Genomic DNA, 22,756 nt, shown 5'->3' on the forward strand with positions numbered 1-22,756 from the left:
GTCAGCTCACCCCGTGCGGGCGGAACTGGATGCTGATGCGCGGCCCCACCGAGCGCGCCGTCTTCGGCACGGCATGCTCCCAGGTCCGCTGGCAGGACCCGCCCATCACGATCAGGTCGCCGTGCCCGAGCGGCCTGCGCAGGGGGAGCCGGTCACCGCTGCGCGGTCGCAGCACCAGATCACGCGGGGCGCCGACGGACAGGATGGCGACCATGGTGTCCTCGCGGGAGCCGCGCCCGTGGGTGTCACCGTGCCAGGCGACGCTGTCGCGGCCGTCGCGGTAGTAGCAGAGCCCGGCGGTGGTGAACGGTTCGCCGAGCTCCGGTCCGTAGTACGCGGAGAGCGCGGCGCGGGCCTCGTCCAGCACGGGGTGCGGGAGCCGGTCGCCGTAGTGGGCGAGCAGCCGCGGCACGGCCACCACGTGCTCGTACATCTGCCGCCGCTCGGCCCGCCACGGCACCGAGGAGACCAGCTCCTCGAAGAGTGCGTCCGCCCCGCCGAGCCAGCCGGGCAGCAGATCGATCCATGCCCCGTCACCGAGCACGGTCCGCCGGACGTCTTTCAGTGGACCGAGACGTATCTCGTCGGTCTGGTCGAAGAGCGAACCCTGGAGATGCGCTGCCATGCCTCCAGAGTACCTCCTCATTCGAACACACGAACGAGCCTATGAGGTTCGTGCCGATCTCGCCGGACCGTCCGCGGCCGCCGTCGGCCACCGCGAAGTGCACTGCCCACGGCAGGCACCACCACGACGGCACGGACGACGGCCGCGGACGGCGTCCCGCGGCCTACGGCTTGGGCAGCACGCAGCCCGCCCGGCCGAGGTCGATCTTGCTGTCGAGCCCGACGCAGGGGACTATCCCGTACGTCTCCTGGGCGTAGTTGATCCCCTTGCGCACCGTGACCTGGCCGTTCTCGTCGACCTCGCAGGGGTTGTTGTCGGTGCAGCGCCGGCCGTCCTCGTTGCCGGTGTTGTTGACGGCGACGACCTTGCCGGTGGCGTTGTCGACGACCGGCGAGCCCGAGGTACCGCCGATCGTATTGCAGCTGGAGGTGTAGCGGACCGAGTCCTTCCAGGTCCACTCACCCTCTTTCAGGCGGTAGGCGAAGCCGTCGACCGCGCAGCTGTAGATCCGCTTCCAGTACCCGGAGACGACCTTGATGGCCGTGCCCTGCACCGGGTGCGCGGCGTTCAGTTCGAGCGCCCTGATGCCGTAGCGGCTCTGTATCTGCTGGTAGGTGCTGGTGAGTTGGTACAGCGAGATGTCGGTGTCCGTCATCGTCGCGTACGCGATCTTGCTCGCCCGCAGCGTGGCGACTCTGCTGCCCGCGGAGTTGAGCAGTGAGAAGCTGCGGCTGGAGGGCTGGTCGACGATGACCTCACCCGCGGCCGGGAAGCCGCTCTCTATGCAGTGCCCGTTGGAGAGCACGAGGGCGGGGTCGTCGGGCTCCGATCCCGGCATCCGCACCACCGATCCGGAGCAGTTGCTGAGCGCCACCGTCCCGGCGAAGTCGACTGCCTTGGCGGTGACTTGGGCCGTAGGCCGGGCTGCCGCGGTGGTCGTGCCGGCAGGCGCCGCGTCCGCGGCGGTGACCGCGATCGCGGGCGCCGCGCCCGCCCCGAGAAGCGCCAGGGCGAGGAACGTGCCGGCGAGAGGCTTGTTCATGTGGGGGTCCCCTCTTGCGACTGATGTGACCGAAGGGGTCTTCGGTTTGTCATGCGCATTGTTAGGGGATCCGGGTCGGCCGACAAGGGATGGATTCCAGTCAGGTGCCGTCCATAGCGACGACTTTGGATATTCATCCGTTACCGGGCATGCGTTGCGGCGTTGAAAACGTGACGGCCGCAGGTCTTGCGGCCGAGCTCTTGATCTTGCAAGGAGAACTGATGTCGCGTATCACGAAGGCAGCCGCTGTTGTCGTCGGCACGGGTGCGATCCTGGCCGGCGGTGCCGGTATGGCCGCCGCCGACGCCGGCGCGCTCGGCGCCGCCACCGACTCCCCCGGTGTCCTCTCGGGCAACGCCGTCCAGGCGCCCGTCCACGTCCCGCTCGCCGTCTGCGGCAACACCGCGGACGTCGTCGGGCTGCTCAACCCGGCCTTCGGCGGCCAGTGCGTGCTCGGCGGCTGACTCCTTCCCCGAGCACTGCGGCCTCCCCCTTGTCGAAAGGGGGAGGCCGCAGTCGTGTCAGGCCGCAGTCGTATGTCGCCGCCGGACGGTCCGGTCAGCGGCGCAGCCGGCTCACCGGCAGCAGGATGTGCGCCGCGCTGGTGAGGGTGTCCTGGTCGCCGAGGAAGGCCTGGAGCATCTCCTCGGTGACGGGCCGGCCCGGGACCGCCTCCGGCCACGGGCGGCTGGCCACCATGAAGTGCGCGTGGCCGCGCTGTTCGGCGGCAGTGAGCCACTCCTGCGGGGCACGGCACTGCACGCTCAGGTACGGCATGTTGAGGACGGCGTGCCCGCCCTCGACGAGCAGCCGGATCGGGGAGTTGTTTGCGACGGTGGCGTCGTACAGGCCACCGCCCGGCGTGAGCCCCAGCTCGTCGATCACAGCGAGGAGTGCCGCCTCGCCCGCCTCGGCGCCTGCTGCGCCGTCGCCGAGGGAGTAGGCGATCAGATAGGGCATGTCATGGCCCTCTTCGGGGTCCCCGGTCCACGCGAGCACCGAAAGGGTGCCCAAATGGCTGCGCTGGACGGTGTTCTGGGAAGGGGAAGCAGTGGTCATGGCTCGGCACCCTAATGCCCTGCTGACCAGGTGAAGTCAACCGTTCACCTGGATGGCGGAGTCAGAAATGGCAGGTGCTGCATCGAGTGGCGGAAGGGGATGTCACCGATACGTGCGACGGGGTCGAAAAGCCGTTCCTCCCGTCCCCCGATGCCCTGCCCCGGCAGTGACTTCGCCCGCGGGCGCGCGTTGGCGATCTTATGGGAAGGACCAACGCCACTGCCCGATGGCAGCGCGTCCAGACGCTCTCAGCCCCGAACCCGGCGAGTCCGCCCGCCGGGTCCAGTCCCCTCTACGAACAGCTCGCCCGGGAGTGGGCAGCGGCCGGCCGCACGGTGCCGGGCAGGCCCGACGCGGAGTGGACCCGCCTTACCCGTTACCCGCCGCAACCGACGGGAGAAGCCGACATTCTCCCTGGCCCCCCGCCGCCGCGCAGGGGCTGGCTCCACGACCTGCCCCCGGTTTCCAACAGCTTTTCGGCAAAAGGCGGTTCGGCCCAATAGCAGCTGATACGAGAATCGCTGCCCGCGTCGCGTGGGTACGGCATCGAGCCAGGCGCCGGAGCCAGGGTTTCTCGCCCGGCCGGGTCTCGTTACCCATGTCGACGACGGCGAGAATCGCCGCCGGAGAAAGGGATTCGAAGAGATGAAGTACTCGAGGGTTGCTGCGATTATTGCGGGCTCCGTAGCGGCGATGGGGGCTGCGTCTCCCGCAATGGCCGCCACCACGACGTCCATGCCGCCCATGAGCCTCAATGGCGGTCTCGCCCAGGCCATCAGCCAGGCACCGCTCCTGGACGGCCAGGGGTCCGTGGTGAGCGATGTCGCCGACACCGCGAGCGGGGTGAACACCTTCGAGGGCGACGCCCCGCAGCAGGTCCAGAAGTCGGCCGGCGCACTCACTCCGATGCTGGGCGGCGTCGAACTCGGCGGCTGAACCGCCCGTCTGCGGCTATGTGTTCAGGAGAGGGTGCGACCTCCGTGGCCGCACCCCCTTCCTCCGTACTCGCCGTTCCGCCGGCTCGGAACCGCACAAGGGTGGCGCAACCGGTCCGTACCGGTGGCGCCACCCTTGCGTGGAACGAGATCAGTCGGCCGCGCAGATGTTGCCGAAGGTCGGGTTCAGCAGGGCGATCGCGTCGACCGTGTTCCCGCAGAGGGCGACCGGCACGTGCACCGGGACCTGGGCGGCATTGCCCGACAGCACGCCCGGCGAGCCCGTGGCTGCACCCTGCGCACCGGAGTCGGCGAACGCGGCGCCCGCCGCGGAACCAGCGGCGAGACCTGCGGTGGCCAGGACCAGGGCGGCCTTCTTGGCAGTCTTCATGGGAAATAGCACCTTCTGTTCGATGTTCTGCCCAACATTAGGGCTCACACAGATCGAAACGGATTACCCATAGAGATGACACGGCCGACACCACCGATGCCCCCTGTTCGGCCCAATATCCCTACGAGCACGGCAATTTGGGGCCGATTGAGTGAACCGGGAGAACCAATGCTCAGGGGTTCCAGTTGTCCAGGGAGCTCCATCGGCGGGCATCCACGAAACCTAAGGACGGAACATGCTCAAGAAGGTTATGGCGACTGCGGCGGTCACCCTCTCCGTGGCGGCCGCGGGCGCGGCGATGGCTCCGCAGGCTATGGCCATCGGGAACGACACCGGCACGACCTCGGAAAGCGGCACCAACTCCTCGCAGGTTTACGGCAACGCCGAGACCTGGGGCGACATGAGCCCGCAGATGGGCCTCGTCCAGGGCTCGCTCAACAAGCCCTGCGTCGGCCTGCCGGCCAAGGCCGATGTCGGCTCGCTCCTCGGCGTCGTCCCCGTCTCCGTGCAGGACATCCCGGTCCTGTCGAGCCCGCAGACCCAGCAGTGCACCGAGAACTCGACCCAGGCCAAGGGCGACGAGGCGCTGTCCCACATCCTCGACGACATCTCGGCCCTGTCCGGCAACGGCTCGTCCGGCATCTGAACCCCGCCCCTCGGGGCGTGAGCCAGCAAGACCCCGGCGCCTCTCGCAGGCCGCCGGGGTCTTCGCTGTCCGTGCTTCGCTGGTCCGTGCTTCGCTGTCAGTACGGGTACCGCTCAGCCGGTCCAGAAGTCCCACCAGCGGGTGAGGACGAGCATCCCGATGATGCCGATCCACAGCACCGGCGGCATCCAGTGGAACTCCAGCAGCCCCTTGCGCAGCCCCTGGGGCACCTTGATGATCCGGTACTCGATGTTGTGCAGCGTGACGTAGCAGAACATCACGATGGTGGCGATCCAGGCCAGCGAGCACCACAGGCACAGCGCGTTGATCTCGTACAGCGACTGGTACTGCAGCCAGCTGCAGAAGCCCACCCCGAACAGGCACCCGGCATTGAGCCCCAGCCAGTACCAGCGCCTGAACCGCGCCCCCGCCAGCAGCGCCGCACCGATCGCGATCACCACCGAGTAGGCCACCAGCCCCAGCATCGGATTCGGGAACCCGAACGCCGACGCCTGCCCGCTCTTCATGATGTTCCCGCACGACACCACCGGATTCAGACTGCACCCCGGCGTGAACCCCGGGTCCTCCAGCAGTTTGAACTTGTCGATCGTGATCACCCACGACGCCAGCAGACCCGCCGCACCCGTGATCACCAGAAGCCACGAGAAAGCACGACTGCCGCCGATGCCTTCCCCCCGAGCCCTTCGGCTTCTCCGCTGCCCGACGGACACCGGTCCCTCTGCTGTCATTGTCATGTAGTTTTCACCGCTTCGATTGCGTGCTGGACACCCTCATTGTGCCCCAATTCAGGATTGCTCCGATCGCCGCGAATTCATTCGGCAAACGGGTGAATACGGAGCCGGACGGCCCTGCGGAGGTGATGGAATGGCCATGCAGACCGTGCATGGGATCTGCTCCGGTTGCAGGCCTCCAGCCGGCGGCGCATTGCGTCGTGGGGCAGTCGTGCTTCCTGTTGGCATGGCGCATCCGGGTACCCGCGACGATCTGCTCCCGTCGGCGGAGGGCCTTCTGACAGCCCTCCGCCGATATTTCATTCCGGGCCTTATATCAAATCGTTGCGGCATTCGGGTGAATACGCGGAACCAAACCCGCGGGATCCAGTTGATCAGTCTGCTCCACGATCGATCGATCAAAGCGAAAAGGGACACAAAGTGATCAAGAAGATTCTGGCGACTGCGGCCGTCACTGCTTCGATGGTGGGCGTCGGTGCTTCGATGGCCCCTCAGGCCCTGGCTATCGGCAACGACGGGGGCACCATGTCGACCAGCGGCGAGGGCGCCTCGCAGGAGTACGGCACCTCCGCCACCCACGGCGACATGAGCCCGCAGATGGGCATCGCCCAGGGCTCGCTCAACAAGCCCTGCGTCGGCCTGCCGGCCAAGGCCGATGTCGGCTCGCTCCTCGGCGTCGTCCCCGTCTCCGCTCAGGACATCCCGGTCCTGTCGAGCCCGCAGACCCAGCAGTGCACCGAGAACTCGACCCAGGCCAAGGGCGACGAGGCGCTGTCCCACATCCTCGACTACATCTCGGCCCTGTCCGGCAACGGCTCCGCCGACAGCTGACACATACAGCGGCAGCGTGCACCCCCGAGCGCCGAGCGTTCGGGGGTGCACTCTTTTCAGGGCGCCAACTGTTCCGGCGAATGAGAAAATGACGCCCCGCGAAGCAAGAAGGGCGTTATCGCCAAGAAACTACTCGGCAGTTAAATAAAAATGCTCGCGGGGCATCCGAGTGACTTCTCGAACGGGCGGCCATATTGAGGTTTCTTTGCGGGAATCCAGTCGTTACTAGTCCATACAGCGGTGTCCATGAACAGGAAACTGGCAGCGCAGCCCGCGACGGTCGCGCCTGCGTACGGGCACCACTGCTGAAAGGATCACAAAGATGAAGTACAAGAAGGCTGCTGCCGTCGTAGCGGGCGTCATCATGGCCGTGGGCGGCGCCGCCCCCGCCATGGCGGACGCGGGCGCCGAGGGCGCCGCCGTCGGTTCTCCCGGCGTCCTGTCCGGCAACGTCATTCAGGTTCCGCTCGACCTTCCGCTGATCGCCTGCGGCAACTCGCTCAACCTGATCGCCATGCTGAACCCGACCTTCGGCAACGCCTGCGCCACCGACTGACTTTCAGCACCGAGCGGCCCCGAGGAGCGCGAGAGCTCGCCTCGGGGCCGCCTTTGCGTGCATCCGGCCATGGAGGGCGGCTGGCCAATAACGACCCTAGTCAGCCGTTCTGTTGGTACCTACCATTCAGGTCGATCCGGCTCTTCGAGAAGTGCCAGGAAGTGTTTGAAGAGTTGACATGTCCATGGCCACATGGCTTGTTCCGGATGAACCCCTCACATTCCCCCGATGGGAGAATCATGTCCCGTGCACTTTTCGCAGGCGGCGCGACAGCGGCAATTCTCGCTTCGCTGCTGGCCGCTCAGGACGCATCCGCGGTCAGCGCCACACCCCCTGACAAAATCACGATCGACATCGCAACGGTCAATGGATCGGGCTGTCGCCCGGGAACCGCCGCGGTGGCCGTGTCCGAGGACAACACAGCCTTCACCGTGACGTACAGCGAGTACCTCGCCAAAGTGGGCGTGGGCGCGGGCCCGACCGACTTCCGCAAGAACTGCCAGCTCAACCTGATCGTCCATGTTCCGCAGGGCTTCACGTACGCGATAGCCCGGGCCGACTACCGCGGCTTCGCGAGCCTCCAGTCCGGCGCCACGGCGATACAGAAAGCCTCGTACTACTTCCAGGGATCGCCGGATACGGCGGCCAGAAATCACCCCTTCAAGGGCCCACTCGACGACAACTGGCAGGCGTCGGACTCCACGGAATGGGGCCAGTTGGTATGGGCACCGTGCGGAGTGAAGCGTAACTTCAACATCAACACCGAAGTGCGTGTGAACGCAGGGACATCGGACCCCAAGAAAACGACGAGTTTCATGACGATGGACTCGACGGACGGCTCCATCAACACCATCTACCGGCTCGCATGGAAGGAATGCGAGGAGTCCTGAGACGTCCCACTGCCCCGGCCGCCCCTTTGCGGTGGCCGGGGCGCTGTCGACCGTCCCGTTGCTGCGGACCCGGACTCTTCCGTTCAGTCGAGGACCGCGACGGCATCGATCTCAATCAGGTGCTCCGGTACGTCCAGTGCCGCGACGCCCAGCAGCGAGGCCGACGGTACCGGGGTGACCCCCAGTTTCCCGGTCGCCCGGGTGATCCCCTCGAAGAGCAGGGGCATCTTGTCGGTGGTCCGGTCGACGACGCAGACGGTCAGCTTCGCCACGCGTCGAAGGAGCCGCCGGCCTCGGCCAGGGCGGTGGCGATGTTGAGGCAGGCATTGAGGACTCTCCACGGGCAAGGTGACGAGGACAACATCGGCCCGTCCGCTTTCGGCTCTCGTAGCGCAAACCGCAGGCGCAGGGACCGTACCGGTGGCCGTTTCGAAGGGAAGCGGGCACGCTCACCGGCCCGATGCAACAAACCGGACATTCGCGCCACGTCCCGGTGGCCGAAAACAGCAAGCGATCAGCTTTACGCGCCCGTAAGCTCACGGGCATGCAGGTGATCCAGTCGACGAAGCTCGCCAACGTCTGTTACGAAATCCGGGGTCCGGTCCTCGAGGAGGCAATGCGGCTTGAGGCAGCAGGTCATCGCATCCTCAAGCTCAACACCGGCAACCCCGCCGCCTTCGGCTTCGAGTGCCCGCCCGAGATCCTGGAGGACATGCTCCGCAACCTCGGCGACGCGCACGGCTACGGCGACGCGAAGGGCCTGCTGTCCGCGCGCCGCGCGGTGATGCAGCACTACCAGACCAAGGGCATCGACCTGGACGTCGAGGACATCTACCTCGGCAACGGCGCCTCCGAACTGATCCAGATGTCGATGCAGGCGCTGCTCGACGACGGCGACGAGGTGCTCGTACCGGCCCCGGACTATCCGCTGTGGACCGCGTGTGTGTCGCTCGCGGGCGGCACCGCCGTGCACTACCGCTGCGACGAGCAGGCCGACTGGATGCCCGACCTCGCGGACATTGAGCGGAAGATCACCGACCGCACCAAGGCGATCGTGATCATCAACCCGAACAACCCCACGGGTGCGGTGTACAGCGAGGAGATGCTGCGCGGCCTCACCGAGATCGCCCGCCGGCACAATCTGATCGTCTGCTCCGACGAGATCTACGACAAGATCCTCTACGACGGCGCCACGCACACGCCGACCGCCGCGGTCGCGCCGGACCTGATGGTCCTGACCTTCAACGGGCTGTCGAAGAACTACCGGGTGGCCGGGTACCGCTCCGGCTGGATGGCCGTCTGCGGCCCGAAGGCGCATGCGGCCTCGTACATCGAGGGCCTGACCATCCTCGCCAATATGCGCCTGTGCGCGAACATGCCCTCGCAGCACGCGGTCGCCACCGCGCTCGGCGGCCGGCAGTCGATCGAGGACCTCGTCCTGCCGGGCGGCCGGATCCTGGAGCAGCGGGACGTCGCGTACGACCTGCTCACCCAGATCCCGGGCGTGACCTGCGTCAAGCCGAAGGGCGCGCTGTATCTGTTCCCCCGGCTCGACCCCAAGGTCTACAAGGTCAAGGACGACCGGCAGATGGTGCTCGACCTGCTGCGCGCCGAGAAGATCATGGTCGTGCACGGTACGGGCTTCAACTGGCCGGAGCCCGATCACTTCCGGATCGTGACGCTGCCCGCGGCGAAGGAGCTGGCGGACGCGGTGACGCGGATCGGGACGTTCCTCGACGGCTACAGCCAGCCGTGACTCATCTCGCCGGATTACCGGATTCAGCTCAACTTTAGACGGAATCCAAGCTAGGATGGTCTCCTGACGACCCACGCAGGAGGCCATCTCATGTACGAGCCGATCCGCACCAAGTCGGCCCGACGCATGCCGGCCGACGCGCAGGCCGACTACCCGCACCGCAGCCGCGAGGAAGAGCTGGACATCCAGCTCGCCGGCCACCTGTCCGCGCTTCTCGCCGTCACCGACGAACTGGGCCTCGACGAGGCCGCCGAGCGCATCGCCGGGGAGGTCGCCCGGCTGCGCGGCGCGCCGCCCGCCCGGCACGCCGGCCTCAGCGCGGCCGACAGCGGAGTCCTGCACCGCCGCGCCCACGACATCGCGGGCCGCGCCCTCGTCGTCGCGGCATCCCGCGCCGACACCGCCGCCGCGATTCTCGCGGCCGAGCGGATGGACGTGCACTCCGCCGCCCTCGCACCGGCCGGCGCCCACTGACGGCCCCGGTCCGCGTGCCGAGGAGGCGCGCGGACCGGGTGCCACCTGATCGGCGGACCGGGCAGCCCGACGCGTACGAGAACCAGACACGCACGAGAACCAGTTGCGCCACCCCTCCCGCACGGGGTCTGTGTCCTCGGCACACAACGGTCCGGCCCCCGGAGCCGTGAGGGGGCTCCGGGGGCCGGGGGCGCGGCGGACCTGGGTTGACCCCCAGGTCAGGGCGGAAGTCGGGAGGCCCGCCGCGACGTTTCTTCAATTCGGTGCGAAGGCGAGCGTTCAGCCGAGACGCGCGACCAGTGCGCGGTACTCGTCCCACAGCTCCTTCGGCGCGTGGTCACCGAAGGTGTTGAGGTGGTCGGGGATCAGCGCCGCCTCCTCGCGCCAGACGTCCTTGTCGACCTTGAGCAGGAAGTCCAGGTCCGCCTCGGGCAGTTCGAGGCCGTCCGTGTCGAGCGCCTCACGCGTCGGCAGGATGCCGATCGGCGTCTCGACGCCCTCGGCCTTGCCCTCGAGGCGCTCCACGATCCACTTCAGGACACGGCCGTTCTCGCCGAAGCCGGGCCAGACGAACTTGCCCGCGTCGTTCTTGCGGAACCAGTTCACGTAGTAGATCTTCGGCAGCTTGGACGCGTCGGCGTTCTTGCCGACCTTGAGCCAGTGGCCCATGTAGTCGCCCATGTTGTAGCCGCAGAACGGCAGCATCGCGAACGGGTCGCGGCGCAGCTCGCCGACCTTGCCCTCGGCGGCGGCGGTCTTCTCGGAGGCGACGTTCGCACCGAGGAAGACACCGTGCTGCCAGTCGAAGGACTCGGTCACCAGCGGGACGGCGCTGGCGCGACGACCGCCGAAGAGGATCGCCGAGATCGGCACACCCTTCGGGTCCTCCCACTCGGGCGCGATGATCGGGCACTGCCCGGCCGGGACGGTGAAGCGGGCGTTGGGGTGGGCGGCCGGAGTCCCGGACTCGGGCGTCCAGTCGTTGCCCTTCCAGTCGGTGAGGTGCGCGGGCAGCTCTTCGGTCATGCCCTCCCACCACACGTCGCCGTCGTCGGTCAGGGCGACGTTGGTGAAGACGGAGTTGCCCCACATGGTCTTCATGGCGTTGGCGTTGGTGTGCTCACCGGTGCCGGGCGCGACACCGAAGAAGCCCGCCTCGGGGTTGATCGCGTACAGCCGGCCGTCCTCGCCGAAGCGCATCCAGGCGATGTCGTCGCCTATGGTCTCCACGGTCCAGCCGGAGATCGTCGGCTCCAGCATGGCGAGGTTGGTCTTGCCGCAGGCGCTCGGGAAGGCCGCGGTGACGTACTTGGGCTCGCCGTGCGGCGGGGTGAGCTTGAGGACCAGCATGTGCTCGGCGAGCCAGCCCTCGTCGCGCGCCATGACGGAGGCGATGCGCAGCGCGTAGCACTTCTTGCCGAGCAGGGCGTTGCCGCCGTAGCCCGAGCCGTACGACCAGATCTCGCGGGTCTCGGGGAAGTGCGAGATGTACTTGGTGGAGTTGCAGGGCCACGGGACGTCCTGCTCGCCCTCGGCGAGGGGCGCGCCCAGCGTGTGCACGGCCTTGACGAAGAAGCCGTCGGAGCCGAGCTCGTCGAGGACGGGCTGTCCCATACGGGTCATCGTGCGCATGGAGACGGCGACATACGCGGAGTCGGTGATCTCGACGCCGATCGCGGAGAGCTCGGAGCCGAGCGGGCCCATGCAGAACGGCACGACGTACATCGTCCGGCCACGCATCGAGCCGCGGAAGATGCCCTTTTCACCGGCGAAGATCTCCTTCATCTCCGCGGGAGCCTTCCAGTGGTTCGTCGGGCCCGCGTCCTCCTCCTTCTCGGAGCATATGAAGGTGCGGTCCTCGACCCGCGCGACATCGGTCGGGTCGGACGCGGCGTAGTAGGAGTTCGGGCGCTTGATCGGGTCCAGCTTCTTGAAGGTGCCCTTGGCAACGAGCTCCTCGCACAGGCGCTCGTACTCGGCCTCGGATCCGTCACACCAGACGACGCTGTCCGGCTGCGTGATTGCTGCGATCTCGTCGACCCAGGAGACGAGCTCCTGGTGGTTGCTGGGGACGGTGCTGGGAGCCGCGATGTCGCGCGCCACGATTCGCTCCTAAGTGAGGGTATGAAGGTTGGTGCCCCGTGGGGGCTGCGACCCGGATGCTTCGGTCCCTTGCTCATCTGGCGCTCATCCGGTGCCGACCGCACTCATCTGATCATCGGTGCCCTATGCGCATATGTCCAGAGGACCTCTCACGTGAGCATTACCACTCGGAAACGCGCCAACCCTGCGAGGCGGTTACGCCGAGGCAGTGTGAGGCTTGCAACGAGGCCCACAGACAGGGTCGTTACCTACGGTTGCGTAGGTACCATGCCGTGTCATGACCTCTGCCGCGTCCGAAGTGATCGACATAGAGCCCACACGCCTCAAACCGCGGCTCCGTGGCTGGCTGCACGCCGGGATGTTTCCGGCCGTCCTGGTCGCCGGGCTCGTCCTCACAGCGCTGGCCGACACCACCAAGGCCCGGATCGCCTGCGCGATCTACGTCTTCACCGCCTGCCTGCTCTTCGGGGTGAGCGCGCTCTACCACCGCGGAAACTGGGGCCCGCGCAGCGAGGCCGTACTGCGCCGCCTCGACCACGCCAATATCTTCCTGATCATCGCGGGCACGTACACGCCGCTGACCACGCTTCTCCTTCCCGCTTCCACCGGCCGGACGCTGCTGTGGGCGGTCTGGGCGGCGGCCGTGGCGGGCATCGCCTTCCGGGTCTTCTGGGTCGGCGCCCCGCGCTGGCTCTACACCCCCTGCTACATCGCGATGGGCTGGGCGGCGATCTTCTTCCTGCCCGACTTCATGCGCGCCGGCGGGATCGCCGTGCTCGTCCTGGTGATCGTCGGCGGAGTGCTCTACAGCGCCGGCGGCGTGATCTACGGAATGAAGCGGCCCAACCCCTCCCCCCGCTGGTTCGGCTTCCACGAGGTCTTCCACGCCTTCACGCTGGCGGCGTTCGTCGTGCACTACGTGGGCATCTCACTGGTGGCCTACCAGCATTCCTGAGGCACCCGGGGGGCTCGGCCCCCTCCCCGACCGAACGGCCCGTGGCACCCGCCACGGGCCGTTCGGCGTTCTCGCACCCGCCGTCTTCACACCCACCGCCTGCGCACTCGCCCGACCCATTGACACCCCCTCTCTTTTGAGAGTTACTGTCACTTGACATCAACTCTTGAAAGAGGTGTCCATGTCCCGCCGCTGGTGGGCGCTCGGCGCCCTGGTCGCGAGCATGCTCGTGCTCGGTTTCGACCTCACGATCCTCAATGTCGCCCTGCCGACCATGGCCGCCCGGCTCGGTGCCACCACCGGCGAACAGCAGTGGATGGCCGACGCCTACGTCGTCGTCTTCGCCGCACTGATGCTCCCCGCGGGCCTCCTCGGCGACCGCTTCGGCCGCCGACGGATGCTCGTCACCGGCCTCGGTGTCTTCCTCGCGGGCTCGCTCGTCGGCGCGCTGGCCGGTGACGTCACCACCGTCATCGCCGCCCGCGCCGTGATGGGCATCGGCGGCGCGCTGATCATGCCGCTCGCCCTCGCCGTACTGCCCTCGCTCTTCGGCGCGCCCCAGGACCGCACCAAGGCCGTCGGCATCGTCTCCGCCGCGTCCGCGCTCGGCCTGCCGCTCGGCCCGATCCTCGGCGGCTGGCTCCTCGAACACTTCTGGTGGGGCTCGATCTTCGTGATCAACATCCCGATGGTCGCCATCGGAATCACGGCCTGCCTCCTGCTCCTGCCCGAGACAAGCGACCCTGCCTCCCCCAAGGTCGACGCCGTCTCCACCGCCCTCACCGCGACCGGACTCGGCGCCCTGATCTACGCGATCATCGAGGCCCCGGACCGCGACGGGGGACCCTTCCCCTACCTTCGGTGGGGAGACCCCAACGTCCTCGGTACGCTCGCCGCCGGCGTCGTACTCATCGGCGCGCTCGTCCTGCGCGAACGCCGGGCAACCAGGCCCATGCTCGACATGTCACTGCTGCGCGACCGCGGCTTCCTGCTCAACACCCTCACGGCGACCCTGGTGATGTTCGTGATGGCGGGTCTGCTGTTCACCCTGCCCGTCCATCTCCAGGCCGTCCTCGGCTACAACGCGCTGGAGACCGGTGTACGGATGCTGCCGATGATGGGCGGCCTGATGATCGCCGCCAAATCCAGCGCCGGCCTCGTCCAGCGCTTCGGCCCGCGCGGGGTCATCACCGCGGGACTGGTCGTCCTCTCCTTCTCCGCGCTCCTGGGCAGCCGCACCACCGTCGGCAACGGCTACGGCTTCACAGCGCTCTGGTTGTCCGTCATGGGCCTCGGCTTCGGCATCGCGATGGTGCCCGCCATGGACGCGGCACTCGGCGCCCTGCCCACAGACCGCGCGGGCAGCGGGTCGGGGCTGCTGATGACCGTCCGCCAGGTCGGCAGCGCGATCGGGATCGCACTCCTCGGCTCGCTGCTCGCCTCTTCGTACGTCGACGACCTCGACGTCACCGGACTGCCTGCCGCGGCCGCCGAACGGACCCAGGACTCCGTCGTCGCCGCGCACCTGGTCGCCCAGCAGCTCGGCGGCGTCCCGGGCGGACGCCTCGCCCGGTCCGCCGACGCCGCGTATGTGCACGGCATGACCACCGTCCTGCTCGTCTGCGCGGTGGCGGCGCTGGTGTCCGCGCTGTTCGTCGCCGCCCTCCTGCCGAACGCGCGGCCGGTCATGAAGGATGAGGCGGACGTGGCTCCCGCCCCGGTCGATGCAGGACAATGACGTACATGGCCGCCACCACACGTACGCCCTCCGGTGCATCCCTCGCCGAAGCGCAGCCGCAGCTCGGCCTGCGCGAGCGCAAGAAGCTCAGGACACGGATCGCGATCCGCCGGGCGACGTACCGGCTCATCGCCGAGCAGGGGTACGAGGCGACCACGATCGAGCAGATCGCCGAGGCGGCGGAGGTGTCGCCGTCGACGGTGTTCCGTTACTTCCCGACCAAGGAAGACATCGTCCTCACCGACGAGTACGACCCGATCATGGTGGCGGAGCTGCGGGCCAGGCCGGCGGACGAGGATCCGCTGGACTCCATCCGAGCGGTGATCACGCAGGGCCTGGGGACGTTCGTCGAGGAGGAGCGGGCCGAAGTCATCCAGCGGACCCGGCTGATGGTGGAGGTCCCGGCGATCCGAGCGCGGATGACGGAGACGATGGCGGCGACGTCGGAACTCCTGGTCCACGCAGTGGCGGACCGCACGGGCCGGTCCCGAGACGACCTGGAGGTACGGGTCTTCACGGCGGCGGTGCTGGGGGCGGTGCGCGAGGTGATGCTGTACTGGGCGGCACGGGACCACAAGGACGACTTGATCGCGCTGCTGGACCGGGCGCTGACGACGATCCAGGGCGGGCTGAGACTCTGACCGGGGGCTCCGCCCCCAGGGAGTGTCGTCAAAGTGGCGTCGTCCGCCCGAAGGTCGGGGCAAACGGGGCTCTGACGACACGACCTAGCTGCCGCCCAGCTGCCCGGCGAGCTCGGCCGGGTCCGTCGTGGGCACCCGGCAGACGAAATTCCGGCAGACGTACGCCGCCGGGCTGCCCTCCACCAGATGGCGGTCCCGCAGCAACGGGAACTCCTCGCTGTCCGGTTCGCCCACCGCGACCACCGCGCCGGGAGCCTGCGCCAGGAGCGCCCCACGGTGCAACTCCCGCGTCGCCGCCTCGCCTTGGGGCCCGACCACGGCCACCTCGCGCGGCCCGTCGAGCAGCGCCTCCGCGACCGCCAGCCCCCAGCCGGTGAAGCGTGGCGCCCGCGGGCCGAGCGCCCTCACCACACCCAACGCGCCTTCCGCGGCGGTGCGATGGGCCTCAGAACCGGTGTGCGCCGCATACGAGAGCAAGGCACCGGCCGCGGCCGTCCAGCCCGACGGGGTCGCGCTGTCCGTCGGGTCCTGCGGACGGCGGATCAACGGCTCGGCGTCATGCGCCGTGTCGTACAGCGCACCGCCCTCGGCCACGAACTGGTCGATGACGATGTCCAGCAGAAAACCCGCGAACTCCAGCCACACTCCCTCGCCTGTCACACCCGCCAGCGCCAGGAAGCCCTCCGCGACATCCGCGTAGTCCTCAAGAACCCCGGCATGCGCTCCGGGCCTGCCGTCCTTGGACGTACGGGCCAGCCGCGCGCCCTCGTCCATGTGCAGCCGCACCAGCAGATCGGCGGCCTCGGTGGCCCGCTCGACGAGATCCGGACGCTCGAAATAGGCGCCCACCTCGGCGAGGGCCGCGATCGCCAGACCGTTCCACGCGGCGACCACCTTGTCGTCCCGCCCGGGACGCGCCCGCAGCGCCCGCGCGGCAAGGAGCCGCTCCTTGACCGACGGTTCAACCTCGCCGTCCGGGAGCTGCAGCACGGAGGCACCCTCCTCGAAGGTCCCCTCCTCGGTCACCCCGAACAGTTCGACGGCCCGCTGCCCGTCCTCCTCGCCCAGCACCTCACGCAGTTGCCGGGGCGTCCACACGTAGAACGCGCCCTCGACATGCCTCCCCTTTCCTCCCCCAGAGCCTTCGGCCCGGGGGTGCCCCCATCCGTCTTCGACGGCACTGTCCGCGTCGAGCGCCGAGGCGAACCCGCCTTCGGCCGTACGCAGCTCCCGCACCATGAAGTCCGCGGTCTCCAGCGCCACCCGCCGGGCCAGGTCCGAACCGGTCGCCCGCCACAGATGCGCGTACACCCGGCACAGCAGGGCGTTGTCGTAGAGCATCTTCTCGAAGTGCGGCACCACCCACTCACGGTCCACCGAATACCGCGCGAAACCGCCGCCGAGCTGGTCGTAGATCCCCCCACGGGCCATCGACGCGCAGGTCTCCGCGGCCATCTGCAGGGCCCCGTCGGACCCCGTCCGGGCGTAGTGCCGCAGCAGGAACTCGAGGGCCATCGACGGCGGAAACTTGGGCGCGCCACCGAAGCCGCCGTTGCGCTCGTCGTACTCGCGGGTCAGCCCGAGCAGCGCCTGCGCCAGCTCCTCCTCACCGGGCACACCCTCCCCGCCGTACGCGAGCGAACGCCCCGCCAGATCCCGGACAATCTTCCCCGCGACCTCACCGACCTCCTCGCGCCGCTCGGCCCAGGCACCGGCCACCCCTTCGAGGATCTGCAGGAAGGAGGCCATGCCGTGCCGGGGCTCGGGCGGGAAGTACGTACCGAAGTAGAAGGGCTCGCCGTCCGCGGTGAGGAAGACGGTCATGGGCCAGCCGCCCTGCCCGGTGGCGGCCTGCACGGCCTCCATGTAGACGGCGTCCACGTCGGGACGCTCCTCGCGGTCGACCTTGACGTTGACGAAATGCTCGTTCATGTACGCCGCGGTCGCGTCGTCCTCGAAGGACTCGTGAGCCATGACATGACACCAGTGGCAGCTCGAGTAGCCGACGCTCAGCAGCACCGGCACCCCGCGCTTGCGCGCCTCCTCGAAGGCTTCGCCCGACCACGGCCACCAGTCGACCGGGTTGTCGGCGTGCTGCAGGAGGTAGGGGGAAGTCTCATGGGCAAGGCGGTTCGGCATGTACTCATCCTCTCTCAGGTGAGGATGATCGTCAGAGTCTCTCGCGCTGACGCGCCGCACGCAGGACACTTGTCGCCGGAACGGAACCGGAACCCGAGAGGGGGCCGGAACCGGAACGGAACCGGAGCTCTCGGAGGGGGACGCACATGCGGGACAGCCATCGGGCGGAAGCCGAGCGGCTGTTGGTACGCGCCGTCGAGGAAGAGGTACGGCGTTCGGGAGGGCGGGCGGACTCCGCCGTCCTGCTGGCACGCGCGCGGTCCGCCCTGGACAGCATGGCGGCGAACGCCGGCGAGGAGTATGCCGCGTACGAGCAGGCAATCGCTGCGGCGGAGGCCGGGCAGCAGCCGCTGGCCGAGCAGTTCAGCCGGCGTAATGTGTCGACTCCCTTGCTGGTGACGGCCGTTGCCGCGATCGCGGCGATCGGCGCGGATGTCGCGCTGGGTACGGCCACGGGTACCGCGCTCGGGGCCGGCGCCGCCGTCGCCGTCGCGGGGGCCGCGACGACCGTCGCCAAGGTGACCGCGTCGCACTGGCCGGCCGCGCACCGCAGGGCCGGGGCGCTCGGGCAGCCGGGCGGGGCCGAGCAAATGCGGCTGCAGTGGCTGACGGCGCTGGAGGTACGCGGCATCCGCCCGTTCCTGGACCAGCAGCGGATGCTGGCCTCCTCCACCCGTACGGCGACGAAGAAAACCGCTGTGGCGCCCCAGCTGCGGGGCGCGGACCGCAGCGCGGCGGCGCGCACGCGGTCCGTACTGGAGCAGTCCTTCGGGCACCTCCCGGAGTTCGGTGGGGGTACCTCCCGGGCCGGAGGCTCTGGGGCAGGGCTGCCGTTCGCGGGCCGCCGGGAGGAGATGACACAGATCGCGCAGTGGGTGCACGCGGCCCGCGCGTCGACGGAGACGAAGCCGACCGTCGTGGTGCTCCACGGCGATGCCGGTTCGGGGCGTACGACACTGGCGGTGCGGGCCTCGCACCATCTCAAGGACCAGTTCCGGGGCGCCTGTGTCGTCGATCTGCGGGGCGACAGCGCCGATCCGCTGTCCACGCGGGATGCGCTGCTGCATCTGCTGAACCGTCTTGGCGCGCCGCGCGAGCAGCTGCTGTTCCGTGAGCGGTCCTCGCCCGAGCAGCAGGTGCGGCGGCTGAGCGAGCTGTATCACCAGCATCTGACGGGCCTGCCGGTGACGGTGGTGCTGGACGACGCGAGCGATCCGGCGCAGGTGTGCACGCTGGTGCCGGAGCGTTCGGACAGCCTGGTGCTGGTGACCGCGCGCAGGCCGCTCGAGCTGCCGGACGGCATTCCGGCGTGGGTGCACCAGCTGCCGGTCGAGGCGCTGGATCCGGCGGGCGCGGAGGAGCTGCTGCGGGCATCGGCCGAGGAGCCCTCGTCGGGTCCGTACGACGCTCAATCGGCTGACGCGGTCCGGGAGTTGTGCGGCGGGCTGCCGCTGGCGCTGCGTATCGCGGGTTCCTCGCTCGGGCAGCGGACCGCGCAACAGCTCGCGGCCGACCTCGGCGCGTACGGTCCCGTGGACCCGGTGGAGCGGGCGCTGCGGCTGCGCTACACCGACCAGTCCGAGCAGGCACGGCGGCTGCTGCGCCGGCTCGCGCTGGCGGGACGGGCCTCGCTCGGCGCGGCAGCGGCGGCAGCGCTGCTGGCCACGGACGAGCAGGAGGCGCAGCGGCTGCTGTCGGGCCTGGCGGCCGCGGGCCTGATCGACCATGTGCGGGCCAGCCGCTACCGGCTGCACGATGCCGTACGGTCCTTCGCCGAGGCCAGGCTCGTCGACGAGGAGGAGCCCAAGGAGCGCGCGGCCGCGCAGGAGCGGCTGATCCAGAACTACGCGGACCTGGCCGGAGCCGTGATCCGCATGGTCGACGGCAAGATGTCCACGCGGGCGGGCCAGTTCGGGGCGCACGGCTTCTCCTCTCTTGATGCGGCGCTGCGCTGGCTGGACGACGAGTCGAGCTTCATCACCTCGGCGCTGCGGCACGCGGAGGGCGTGAACCAGCAGGCGGTGCTCAATCTGCTGGGCGCGCTGTGCGACTACTGCCTGCTGCGCGGCGACCTGTACCGCCTCGGCGAGATCAGTGAGCTGTCGCAGGCGGTGGACCAGGGGCTGCTGGAGCGCTCCGTACGCTGGCGCACCGGCATCGCGGCCCGCCAGCTCGGTGAGCTCGACAAGGCCCGCACGACCCTCTCGTCCGTCGTCGGCCTCTACCGCGAGGCCCAGAACGACTCGGGCACTGCCCTCGCGCTCTGCTCACTGGGCATCACCCTGCATCACCAGGGCAATCTCACCGAGGCCGCGGCGAAGCTGCACGAGGCGATCGAGCTGCAGTCCTCCGACGAGCAGGCCGAGGACCGGGCGTGGTCGCTGCACGCGCTGGCCGCGGTCGAACGCGACCGGGCCAATCTCGCGGAGGCGCTGACCCTGCTGGCGACGGCGCTGACCCTGCACCGGGAGGGCGAGTCACTCCACGGCGAGGCCTGGACGCATTTCCAGCTGGGGCAGGTGTGCCTGCGCATCGGCGACGTCCCGCGCGCCGAGTCGGAGCTGCGTACGGCGCTGGATCTGTACGGCCGCACCCGTGACGGCCGCGGTGAGGCGTGGGCGCTGACCCAGCTGGCCAGGGCGCGTCTGGTGGACGGCGACCCGGCCCCCGCGGTGGACCAGCTGCGCCAGGCGCTGTCCCGGCACCGGGACAACGAGGACGCGCGCGGCGAGGCGTGGACGCTGTACTACCTCGGCCAGGCGCTGGAGGAGAGCGGCGACCGCGACCAGGCGGTACGGGAGCTGGAGCGGGCCCGGACGATGTTCTCGCGGATGCGCGACGTCTACGGTCTGGCCTGCGCCCGCCACCACTCGGGCCGCGTCACCCGCGACCAGCGCGCCGCCCAGACCGGCAACCTCCGCAACTCCGGCTTCGCCCGCCAGCTCCTGGTGGACGCCCGCGCCGACTTCCACCGCATCGGCGTGGCTCACGGCGAGGCCTGGACCTGCCTGGAGCTGGCCCTGATCGACGGGGGCAACAACCGCGCGGCGCAGGCGCTGGCGCTGTGCGACGAGGCGACGGACCTGTTCGCTTCGTACCAGGACGACCGCGGCGCGGACTGGGCACGCTTCCTGCGCTGCACGCTGCTGCCGTTCGCGTCGCCCGGCGGCATAGAGGTCGGCACGGTGGTGGCCCAGGAGGAGCTGGCACAGCTGATCGGTACGTCGCACTCCGCGCGCGACGGCAAGCTGGAGGACTGCGCGGAGGCTCTGGCGGTGATGCTGGAGCGCGGCGTCCACCTGGAGGACGGCTGGCAGGCCTGGCACCTGGGGATGGTCCCGAACCGCCACGCACGCGAGGTGATGGGCGTCCCTGTCACGGCGCCGACGTAGTCCTGAGGCGCCGGGCGGGCCGAGTTCGGCCCGCCCGGCGTCCGAGGACACGGCCGAAGGCAGTACGGCCTTCCCGGCGTCCGAGGACACGGCCGAAGGCCCTGTGGCCCGCCCGTAACGGCCTATGCCGCGGCGTGCCCCGACGTGCCCCGGGACTCCTTGGACGCCCCGTCCGCCTTGGGATCCGGGGCCTCCTCGAAGTTCACCCTCCCCATGTGCCGGTTCATCGACTTCATCAGCAGCCACACCCCCACGGCCAGCGCCGCGAAGACAAGAAAGCCCAGGACACCGGGCGTGACCTTGTTGTCGTCGACCCCTTTGGCGAGAGGGACGAGGTGTGTCAGTGCGACGTTTGCGCTTGCGCTCATGTCAGGCATTCTCGCCGATGCCCGCGAAGAGGTCGTCCTCGGGGAGGGAGGTATCGACCAGAGACTTCGCCAGCTCGTACTCCTCGGTCGGCCAGACCTTCCTCTGGATGTCCATCGGAACGCGGAACCAGCCGCCGTCGGGGTCGATCTGCGTCGCGTGCGCGATGAGCGCCTTGTCGCGGATCTCGAAGAAGTCCGCGCACGGTACGTACGTGGTCAGCGTGCGTTCGGCGCGCTGGAACTCCTTCCAGCGCTCGAGCCACTCCCCGTACGGGGACTCCATGCCGCGCTCCAGCAGCGCCTCGTGCAGCGCGACCGTACGCGGCCGGTTGAAGCCCTGGTTGTAGTAGAGCTTCTGCGGCTGCCAGACGGGCCCGAACTCGGACTCGGGGAACTTCTCCGCGTCCCCCGCGCCGTCGAAGGCGACCATCGAGATCTTGTGGGTCATGATGTGGTCGGGGTGCGGGTACCCGCCGTTCTCGTCGTAGGTCGTGACGACCTGCGGACGGAAGGAGCGGATGGACTTCACCAGTCGCCCGGCGGCCACCTCGACGTCCTCGAGGGCGAAGCAGCCCTCGGGAAGGGGCGGCAGCGGGTCACCCTCGGGCAGGCCGGAGTCGACGAAGCCGAGCCACTCCTGGCTCACCCCGAGGATCTCGCGCGCCTCGTCCATCTCCTTCTTGCGCACTTCGTGGATGTGCTCCTCGATGTACGGGTCCCCCTGGAGCTTGGGATTGAGGATGGAGCCGCGCTCGCCTCCCGTGCAGGTCACGACCAGCACGTCCACCCCCTCGGACACATACTTGGCCATCGTGGCCGCGCCCTTGCTCGACTCGTCGTCGGGGTGGGCGTGAACGGCCATCAGTCGCAGCTGCTCAGTCAAGACTCGATCCTCAATGATTCGTCACGTCGGCCAGCTTCTATAGTGACCGAATCGGGGGACGGAAAATTCCGGCAGCCCCATCCCGAGAGGAATTGTCATGGCCGCGGTGCGCGATCAGCTCCCGGAAGGCCGTTACGGCCGCTCTGCGGACGAACGCGCCGACCGCCGGCTCAAGATCGTGGGCGCGGGCCTCGGCGTCGCACTCCTCGGCGTGGTCGGCTGGTTCGGCTACGACTACATCGCAGGGCAGCAGATCAGCGCCGAAGTGATCAAGTTCAGTGTCACTTCCGACACCGAGGTGCAGGTACACCTGGAAGTACGCAAGGACGCCGACGCCACCGGCACCTGCACGCTGCGCTCCCGCTCCGCGGACGGCGCCGAAGTGGGACGGCTCGACGTCGCCGTCGGCCGCCGGGGCACCTCGCGCATCGACGAGGTCGTCACGGTGCGCACGACGGCGCGCGGGACCAGCGCCGAGCTGGTGCAGTGCACCGCCCGCTGACAGCGGATCTCATCGAGGATCACACGGCGGGTCTGGGCGCTGACCTGCGTTGATGTAATTCTGATGGCTTTCGTCCTC

At 69.0% G+C, this 22,756-nt stretch carries 22 protein-coding genes and 1 pseudogene; 13 read left to right on the forward strand and 10 right to left on the reverse strand.

The annotated features are described in order from the left end of the window. Position 1 precedes the first annotated feature (1 nt). The gene (locus tag FBY35_RS13025) at positions 2-625 is read right to left on the reverse strand and encodes an alpha-ketoglutarate-dependent dioxygenase AlkB (RefSeq protein WP_142213962.1); all 624 of its coding nucleotides are present in this window, start codon (positions 623-625) and stop codon (positions 2-4) included. 163 nt (positions 626-788) lie between these two features. Then, positions 789-1,667 carry a serine protease gene (locus FBY35_RS13030; RefSeq protein ID WP_142213963.1) on the reverse strand — a complete coding sequence of 293 codons (879 nt, stop codon included), beginning with the start codon at positions 1,665-1,667 and terminating at the stop codon, positions 789-791. A gap of 221 nt (positions 1,668-1,888) precedes the next feature. Between FBY35_RS13030 and FBY35_RS13035 the strand changes: the two genes are divergently transcribed. Beyond that, a complete protein-coding gene (locus FBY35_RS13035) occupies positions 1,889-2,131 on the forward strand; it encodes a chaplin (RefSeq protein WP_142213964.1) in 243 nt (80 codons plus the stop codon). Between the two features lie 94 nt (positions 2,132-2,225). Here FBY35_RS13035 and FBY35_RS13040 read toward each other — a convergent pair whose 3' ends face one another. After that, on the reverse strand, positions 2,226-2,726 hold the full coding sequence (locus FBY35_RS13040) for a DUF5949 family protein (RefSeq protein ID WP_142213965.1): 501 nt from the start codon (positions 2,724-2,726) through the stop codon (positions 2,226-2,228). A gap of 735 nt (positions 2,727-3,461) precedes the next feature. Between FBY35_RS13040 and FBY35_RS13045 the strand changes: the two genes are divergently transcribed. Further along, positions 3,462-3,662, forward strand: a complete 201-nt coding sequence (locus FBY35_RS13045; protein WP_260848601.1) for a hypothetical protein — start codon at positions 3,462-3,464, stop codon at positions 3,660-3,662. A gap of 150 nt (positions 3,663-3,812) precedes the next feature. Here the strand turns inward: FBY35_RS13045 and FBY35_RS13050 are convergent, their stop codons facing one another. Beyond that, positions 3,813-4,052: a chaplin gene (locus FBY35_RS13050; protein ID WP_142213967.1), complete on the reverse strand. Its 240-nt coding sequence runs from the start codon at positions 4,050-4,052 to the stop codon at positions 3,813-3,815. A gap of 235 nt (positions 4,053-4,287) precedes the next feature. Here FBY35_RS13050 and FBY35_RS13055 point away from each other — a divergent pair, with 235 nt between their 5' ends. After that, positions 4,288-4,698: a rodlin gene (locus FBY35_RS13055; RefSeq protein ID WP_142213968.1), complete on the forward strand. Its 411-nt coding sequence runs from the start codon at positions 4,288-4,290 to the stop codon at positions 4,696-4,698. Between the two features lie 113 nt (positions 4,699-4,811). Here the strand turns inward: FBY35_RS13055 and FBY35_RS13060 are convergent, their stop codons facing one another. Next, positions 4,812-5,453 carry a vitamin K epoxide reductase family protein gene (locus tag FBY35_RS13060; protein ID WP_186356925.1) on the reverse strand — a complete coding sequence of 214 codons (642 nt, stop codon included), beginning with the start codon at positions 5,451-5,453 and terminating at the stop codon, positions 4,812-4,814. 417 nt (positions 5,454-5,870) lie between these two features. On the opposite strand from FBY35_RS13060, the gene FBY35_RS13065 reads away from it, so the two are divergent. From FBY35_RS13065 to FBY35_RS13075, 3 genes are all read left to right on the forward strand, one after another. Next, a complete protein-coding gene (locus FBY35_RS13065; protein ID WP_142213969.1) occupies positions 5,871-6,281 on the forward strand; it encodes a rodlin in 411 nt (136 codons plus the stop codon). Positions 6,282-6,603: 322 nt separating this feature from the next. Then, positions 6,604-6,837 (forward strand): chaplin, encoded by a 234-nt coding sequence (locus tag FBY35_RS13070; protein ID WP_142213970.1) that lies wholly within the window; start codon positions 6,604-6,606, stop codon positions 6,835-6,837. Positions 6,838-7,076: 239 nt separating this feature from the next. Next, a complete protein-coding gene (locus tag FBY35_RS13075; RefSeq protein ID WP_142213971.1) occupies positions 7,077-7,727 on the forward strand; it encodes a DUF4360 domain-containing protein in 651 nt (216 codons plus the stop codon). 83 nt (positions 7,728-7,810) lie between these two features. Here FBY35_RS13075 and FBY35_RS13080 read toward each other — a convergent pair. Continuing rightward, positions 7,811-8,046 (reverse strand): annotated as a pseudogene (locus FBY35_RS13080) (RidA family protein); the annotation flags it as partial. Between the two features lie 225 nt (positions 8,047-8,271). Here FBY35_RS13080 and FBY35_RS13085 point away from each other — a divergent pair. Next, positions 8,272-9,483 (forward strand): pyridoxal phosphate-dependent aminotransferase, encoded by a 1,212-nt coding sequence (locus FBY35_RS13085; RefSeq protein ID WP_142213972.1) that lies wholly within the window; start codon positions 8,272-8,274, stop codon positions 9,481-9,483. Between the two features lie 90 nt (positions 9,484-9,573). Next, a complete protein-coding gene (locus tag FBY35_RS13090) occupies positions 9,574-9,957 on the forward strand; it encodes a hypothetical protein (protein WP_142213973.1) in 384 nt (127 codons plus the stop codon). 279 nt (positions 9,958-10,236) lie between these two features. Here FBY35_RS13090 and FBY35_RS13095 read toward each other — a convergent pair whose 3' ends face one another. Continuing rightward, positions 10,237-12,060: a phosphoenolpyruvate carboxykinase (GTP) gene (locus tag FBY35_RS13095; RefSeq protein ID WP_142213974.1), complete on the reverse strand. Its 1,824-nt coding sequence runs from the start codon at positions 12,058-12,060 to the stop codon at positions 10,237-10,239. 277 nt (positions 12,061-12,337) lie between these two features. Here FBY35_RS13095 and FBY35_RS13100 point away from each other — a divergent pair, with 277 nt between their 5' ends. The 3 genes from FBY35_RS13100 (at position 12,338) to FBY35_RS13110 (ending at position 15,394) form a co-directional block, all read left to right on the forward strand. Next, complete coding sequence (locus FBY35_RS13100) at positions 12,338-13,015, forward strand: hemolysin III family protein (protein WP_142213975.1); 678 nt, start codon at positions 12,338-12,340, stop codon at positions 13,013-13,015. Positions 13,016-13,196: 181 nt separating this feature from the next. Continuing rightward, positions 13,197-14,753, forward strand: a complete 1,557-nt coding sequence (locus FBY35_RS13105; protein ID WP_142213976.1) for an MFS transporter — start codon at positions 13,197-13,199, stop codon at positions 14,751-14,753. A 5-nt stretch (positions 14,754-14,758) separates the two neighbouring features. Continuing rightward, positions 14,759-15,394, forward strand: coding sequence for a TetR/AcrR family transcriptional regulator (locus FBY35_RS13110; protein WP_142213977.1), 636 nt, complete (start codon positions 14,759-14,761; stop codon positions 15,392-15,394). An 84-nt stretch (positions 15,395-15,478) separates the two neighbouring features. Here the strand turns inward: FBY35_RS13110 and FBY35_RS13115 are convergent, their stop codons facing one another. After that, positions 15,479-17,533, reverse strand: a complete 2,055-nt coding sequence (locus FBY35_RS13115) for a thioredoxin domain-containing protein (protein ID WP_142213978.1) — start codon at positions 17,531-17,533, stop codon at positions 15,479-15,481. A 146-nt stretch (positions 17,534-17,679) separates the two neighbouring features. On the opposite strand from FBY35_RS13115, the gene FBY35_RS13120 reads away from it, so the two are divergent. Continuing rightward, entirely contained in the window at positions 17,680-20,925 is a 3,246-nt protein-coding gene (locus FBY35_RS13120) for a tetratricopeptide repeat protein (RefSeq protein WP_142213979.1), read from the forward strand. A 122-nt stretch (positions 20,926-21,047) separates the two neighbouring features. Here the strand turns inward: FBY35_RS13120 and FBY35_RS13125 are convergent, their stop codons facing one another. Both FBY35_RS13125 and mca read right to left on the reverse strand, forming a co-directional pair. After that, positions 21,048-21,302: a hypothetical protein gene (locus tag FBY35_RS13125; protein ID WP_142213980.1), complete on the reverse strand. Its 255-nt coding sequence runs from the start codon at positions 21,300-21,302 to the stop codon at positions 21,048-21,050. After that, entirely contained in the window at positions 21,295-22,176 is an 882-nt protein-coding gene (mca, locus tag FBY35_RS13130; protein ID WP_142213981.1) for a mycothiol conjugate amidase Mca, read from the reverse strand. The genes FBY35_RS13125 and mca overlap by 8 nt, the downstream gene beginning before the upstream one ends. A 97-nt stretch (positions 22,177-22,273) precedes the next feature. Between mca and FBY35_RS13135 the strand changes: the two genes are divergently transcribed. Beyond that, positions 22,274-22,678: a DUF4307 domain-containing protein gene (locus FBY35_RS13135; RefSeq protein WP_142213982.1), complete on the forward strand. Its 405-nt coding sequence runs from the start codon at positions 22,274-22,276 to the stop codon at positions 22,676-22,678. The last annotated feature ends 78 nt before the right edge of the window (positions 22,679-22,756 follow it).

Origin of the sequence: Streptomyces sp. SLBN-118, from assembly GCF_006715635.1 — a bacterium.
Taxonomy (GTDB): domain Bacteria; phylum Actinomycetota; class Actinomycetes; order Streptomycetales; family Streptomycetaceae; genus Streptomyces.

What these genes read in the sequence shown, in the direction of transcription:
- FBY35_RS13025 (WP_142213962.1), bottom strand. Translation starts at nt 625, where the DNA reads ATGGCAGCGCATCTCCAGGGTTCGCTCTTCGACCAGACCGACGAGATA.
- FBY35_RS13030 (WP_142213963.1), bottom strand. Translation starts at nt 1,667, where the DNA reads ATGAACAAGCCTCTCGCCGGCACGTTCCTCGCCCTGGCGCTTCTCGGG.
- FBY35_RS13035 (WP_142213964.1), top strand. Translation starts at nt 1,889, where the DNA reads ATGTCGCGTATCACGAAGGCAGCCGCTGTTGTCGTCGGCACGGGTGCG.
- FBY35_RS13040 (WP_142213965.1), bottom strand. Translation starts at nt 2,726, where the DNA reads ATGACCACTGCTTCCCCTTCCCAGAACACCGTCCAGCGCAGCCATTTG.
- FBY35_RS13045 (WP_260848601.1), top strand. Translation starts at nt 3,462, where the DNA reads ATGCCGCCCATGAGCCTCAATGGCGGTCTCGCCCAGGCCATCAGCCAG.
- FBY35_RS13050 (WP_142213967.1), bottom strand. Translation starts at nt 4,052, where the DNA reads ATGAAGACTGCCAAGAAGGCCGCCCTGGTCCTGGCCACCGCAGGTCTC.
- FBY35_RS13055 (WP_142213968.1), top strand. Translation starts at nt 4,288, where the DNA reads ATGCTCAAGAAGGTTATGGCGACTGCGGCGGTCACCCTCTCCGTGGCG.
- FBY35_RS13060 (WP_186356925.1), bottom strand. Translation starts at nt 5,453, where the DNA reads ATGACAATGACAGCAGAGGGACCGGTGTCCGTCGGGCAGCGGAGAAGC.
- FBY35_RS13070 (WP_142213970.1), top strand. Translation starts at nt 6,604, where the DNA reads ATGAAGTACAAGAAGGCTGCTGCCGTCGTAGCGGGCGTCATCATGGCC.
- FBY35_RS13075 (WP_142213971.1), top strand. Translation starts at nt 7,077, where the DNA reads ATGTCCCGTGCACTTTTCGCAGGCGGCGCGACAGCGGCAATTCTCGCT.
- FBY35_RS13085 (WP_142213972.1), top strand. Translation starts at nt 8,272, where the DNA reads ATGCAGGTGATCCAGTCGACGAAGCTCGCCAACGTCTGTTACGAAATC.
- FBY35_RS13090 (WP_142213973.1), top strand. Translation starts at nt 9,574, where the DNA reads ATGTACGAGCCGATCCGCACCAAGTCGGCCCGACGCATGCCGGCCGAC.
- FBY35_RS13100 (WP_142213975.1), top strand. Translation starts at nt 12,338, where the DNA reads ATGACCTCTGCCGCGTCCGAAGTGATCGACATAGAGCCCACACGCCTC.
- FBY35_RS13105 (WP_142213976.1), top strand. Translation starts at nt 13,197, where the DNA reads ATGTCCCGCCGCTGGTGGGCGCTCGGCGCCCTGGTCGCGAGCATGCTC.
- FBY35_RS13110 (WP_142213977.1), top strand. Translation starts at nt 14,759, where the DNA reads ATGGCCGCCACCACACGTACGCCCTCCGGTGCATCCCTCGCCGAAGCG.
- FBY35_RS13115 (WP_142213978.1), bottom strand. Translation starts at nt 17,533, where the DNA reads ATGCCGAACCGCCTTGCCCATGAGACTTCCCCCTACCTCCTGCAGCAC.
- FBY35_RS13120 (WP_142213979.1), top strand. Translation starts at nt 17,680, where the DNA reads ATGCGGGACAGCCATCGGGCGGAAGCCGAGCGGCTGTTGGTACGCGCC.
- FBY35_RS13125 (WP_142213980.1), bottom strand. Translation starts at nt 21,302, where the DNA reads ATGCCTGACATGAGCGCAAGCGCAAACGTCGCACTGACACACCTCGTC.
- FBY35_RS13135 (WP_142213982.1), top strand. Translation starts at nt 22,274, where the DNA reads ATGGCCGCGGTGCGCGATCAGCTCCCGGAAGGCCGTTACGGCCGCTCT.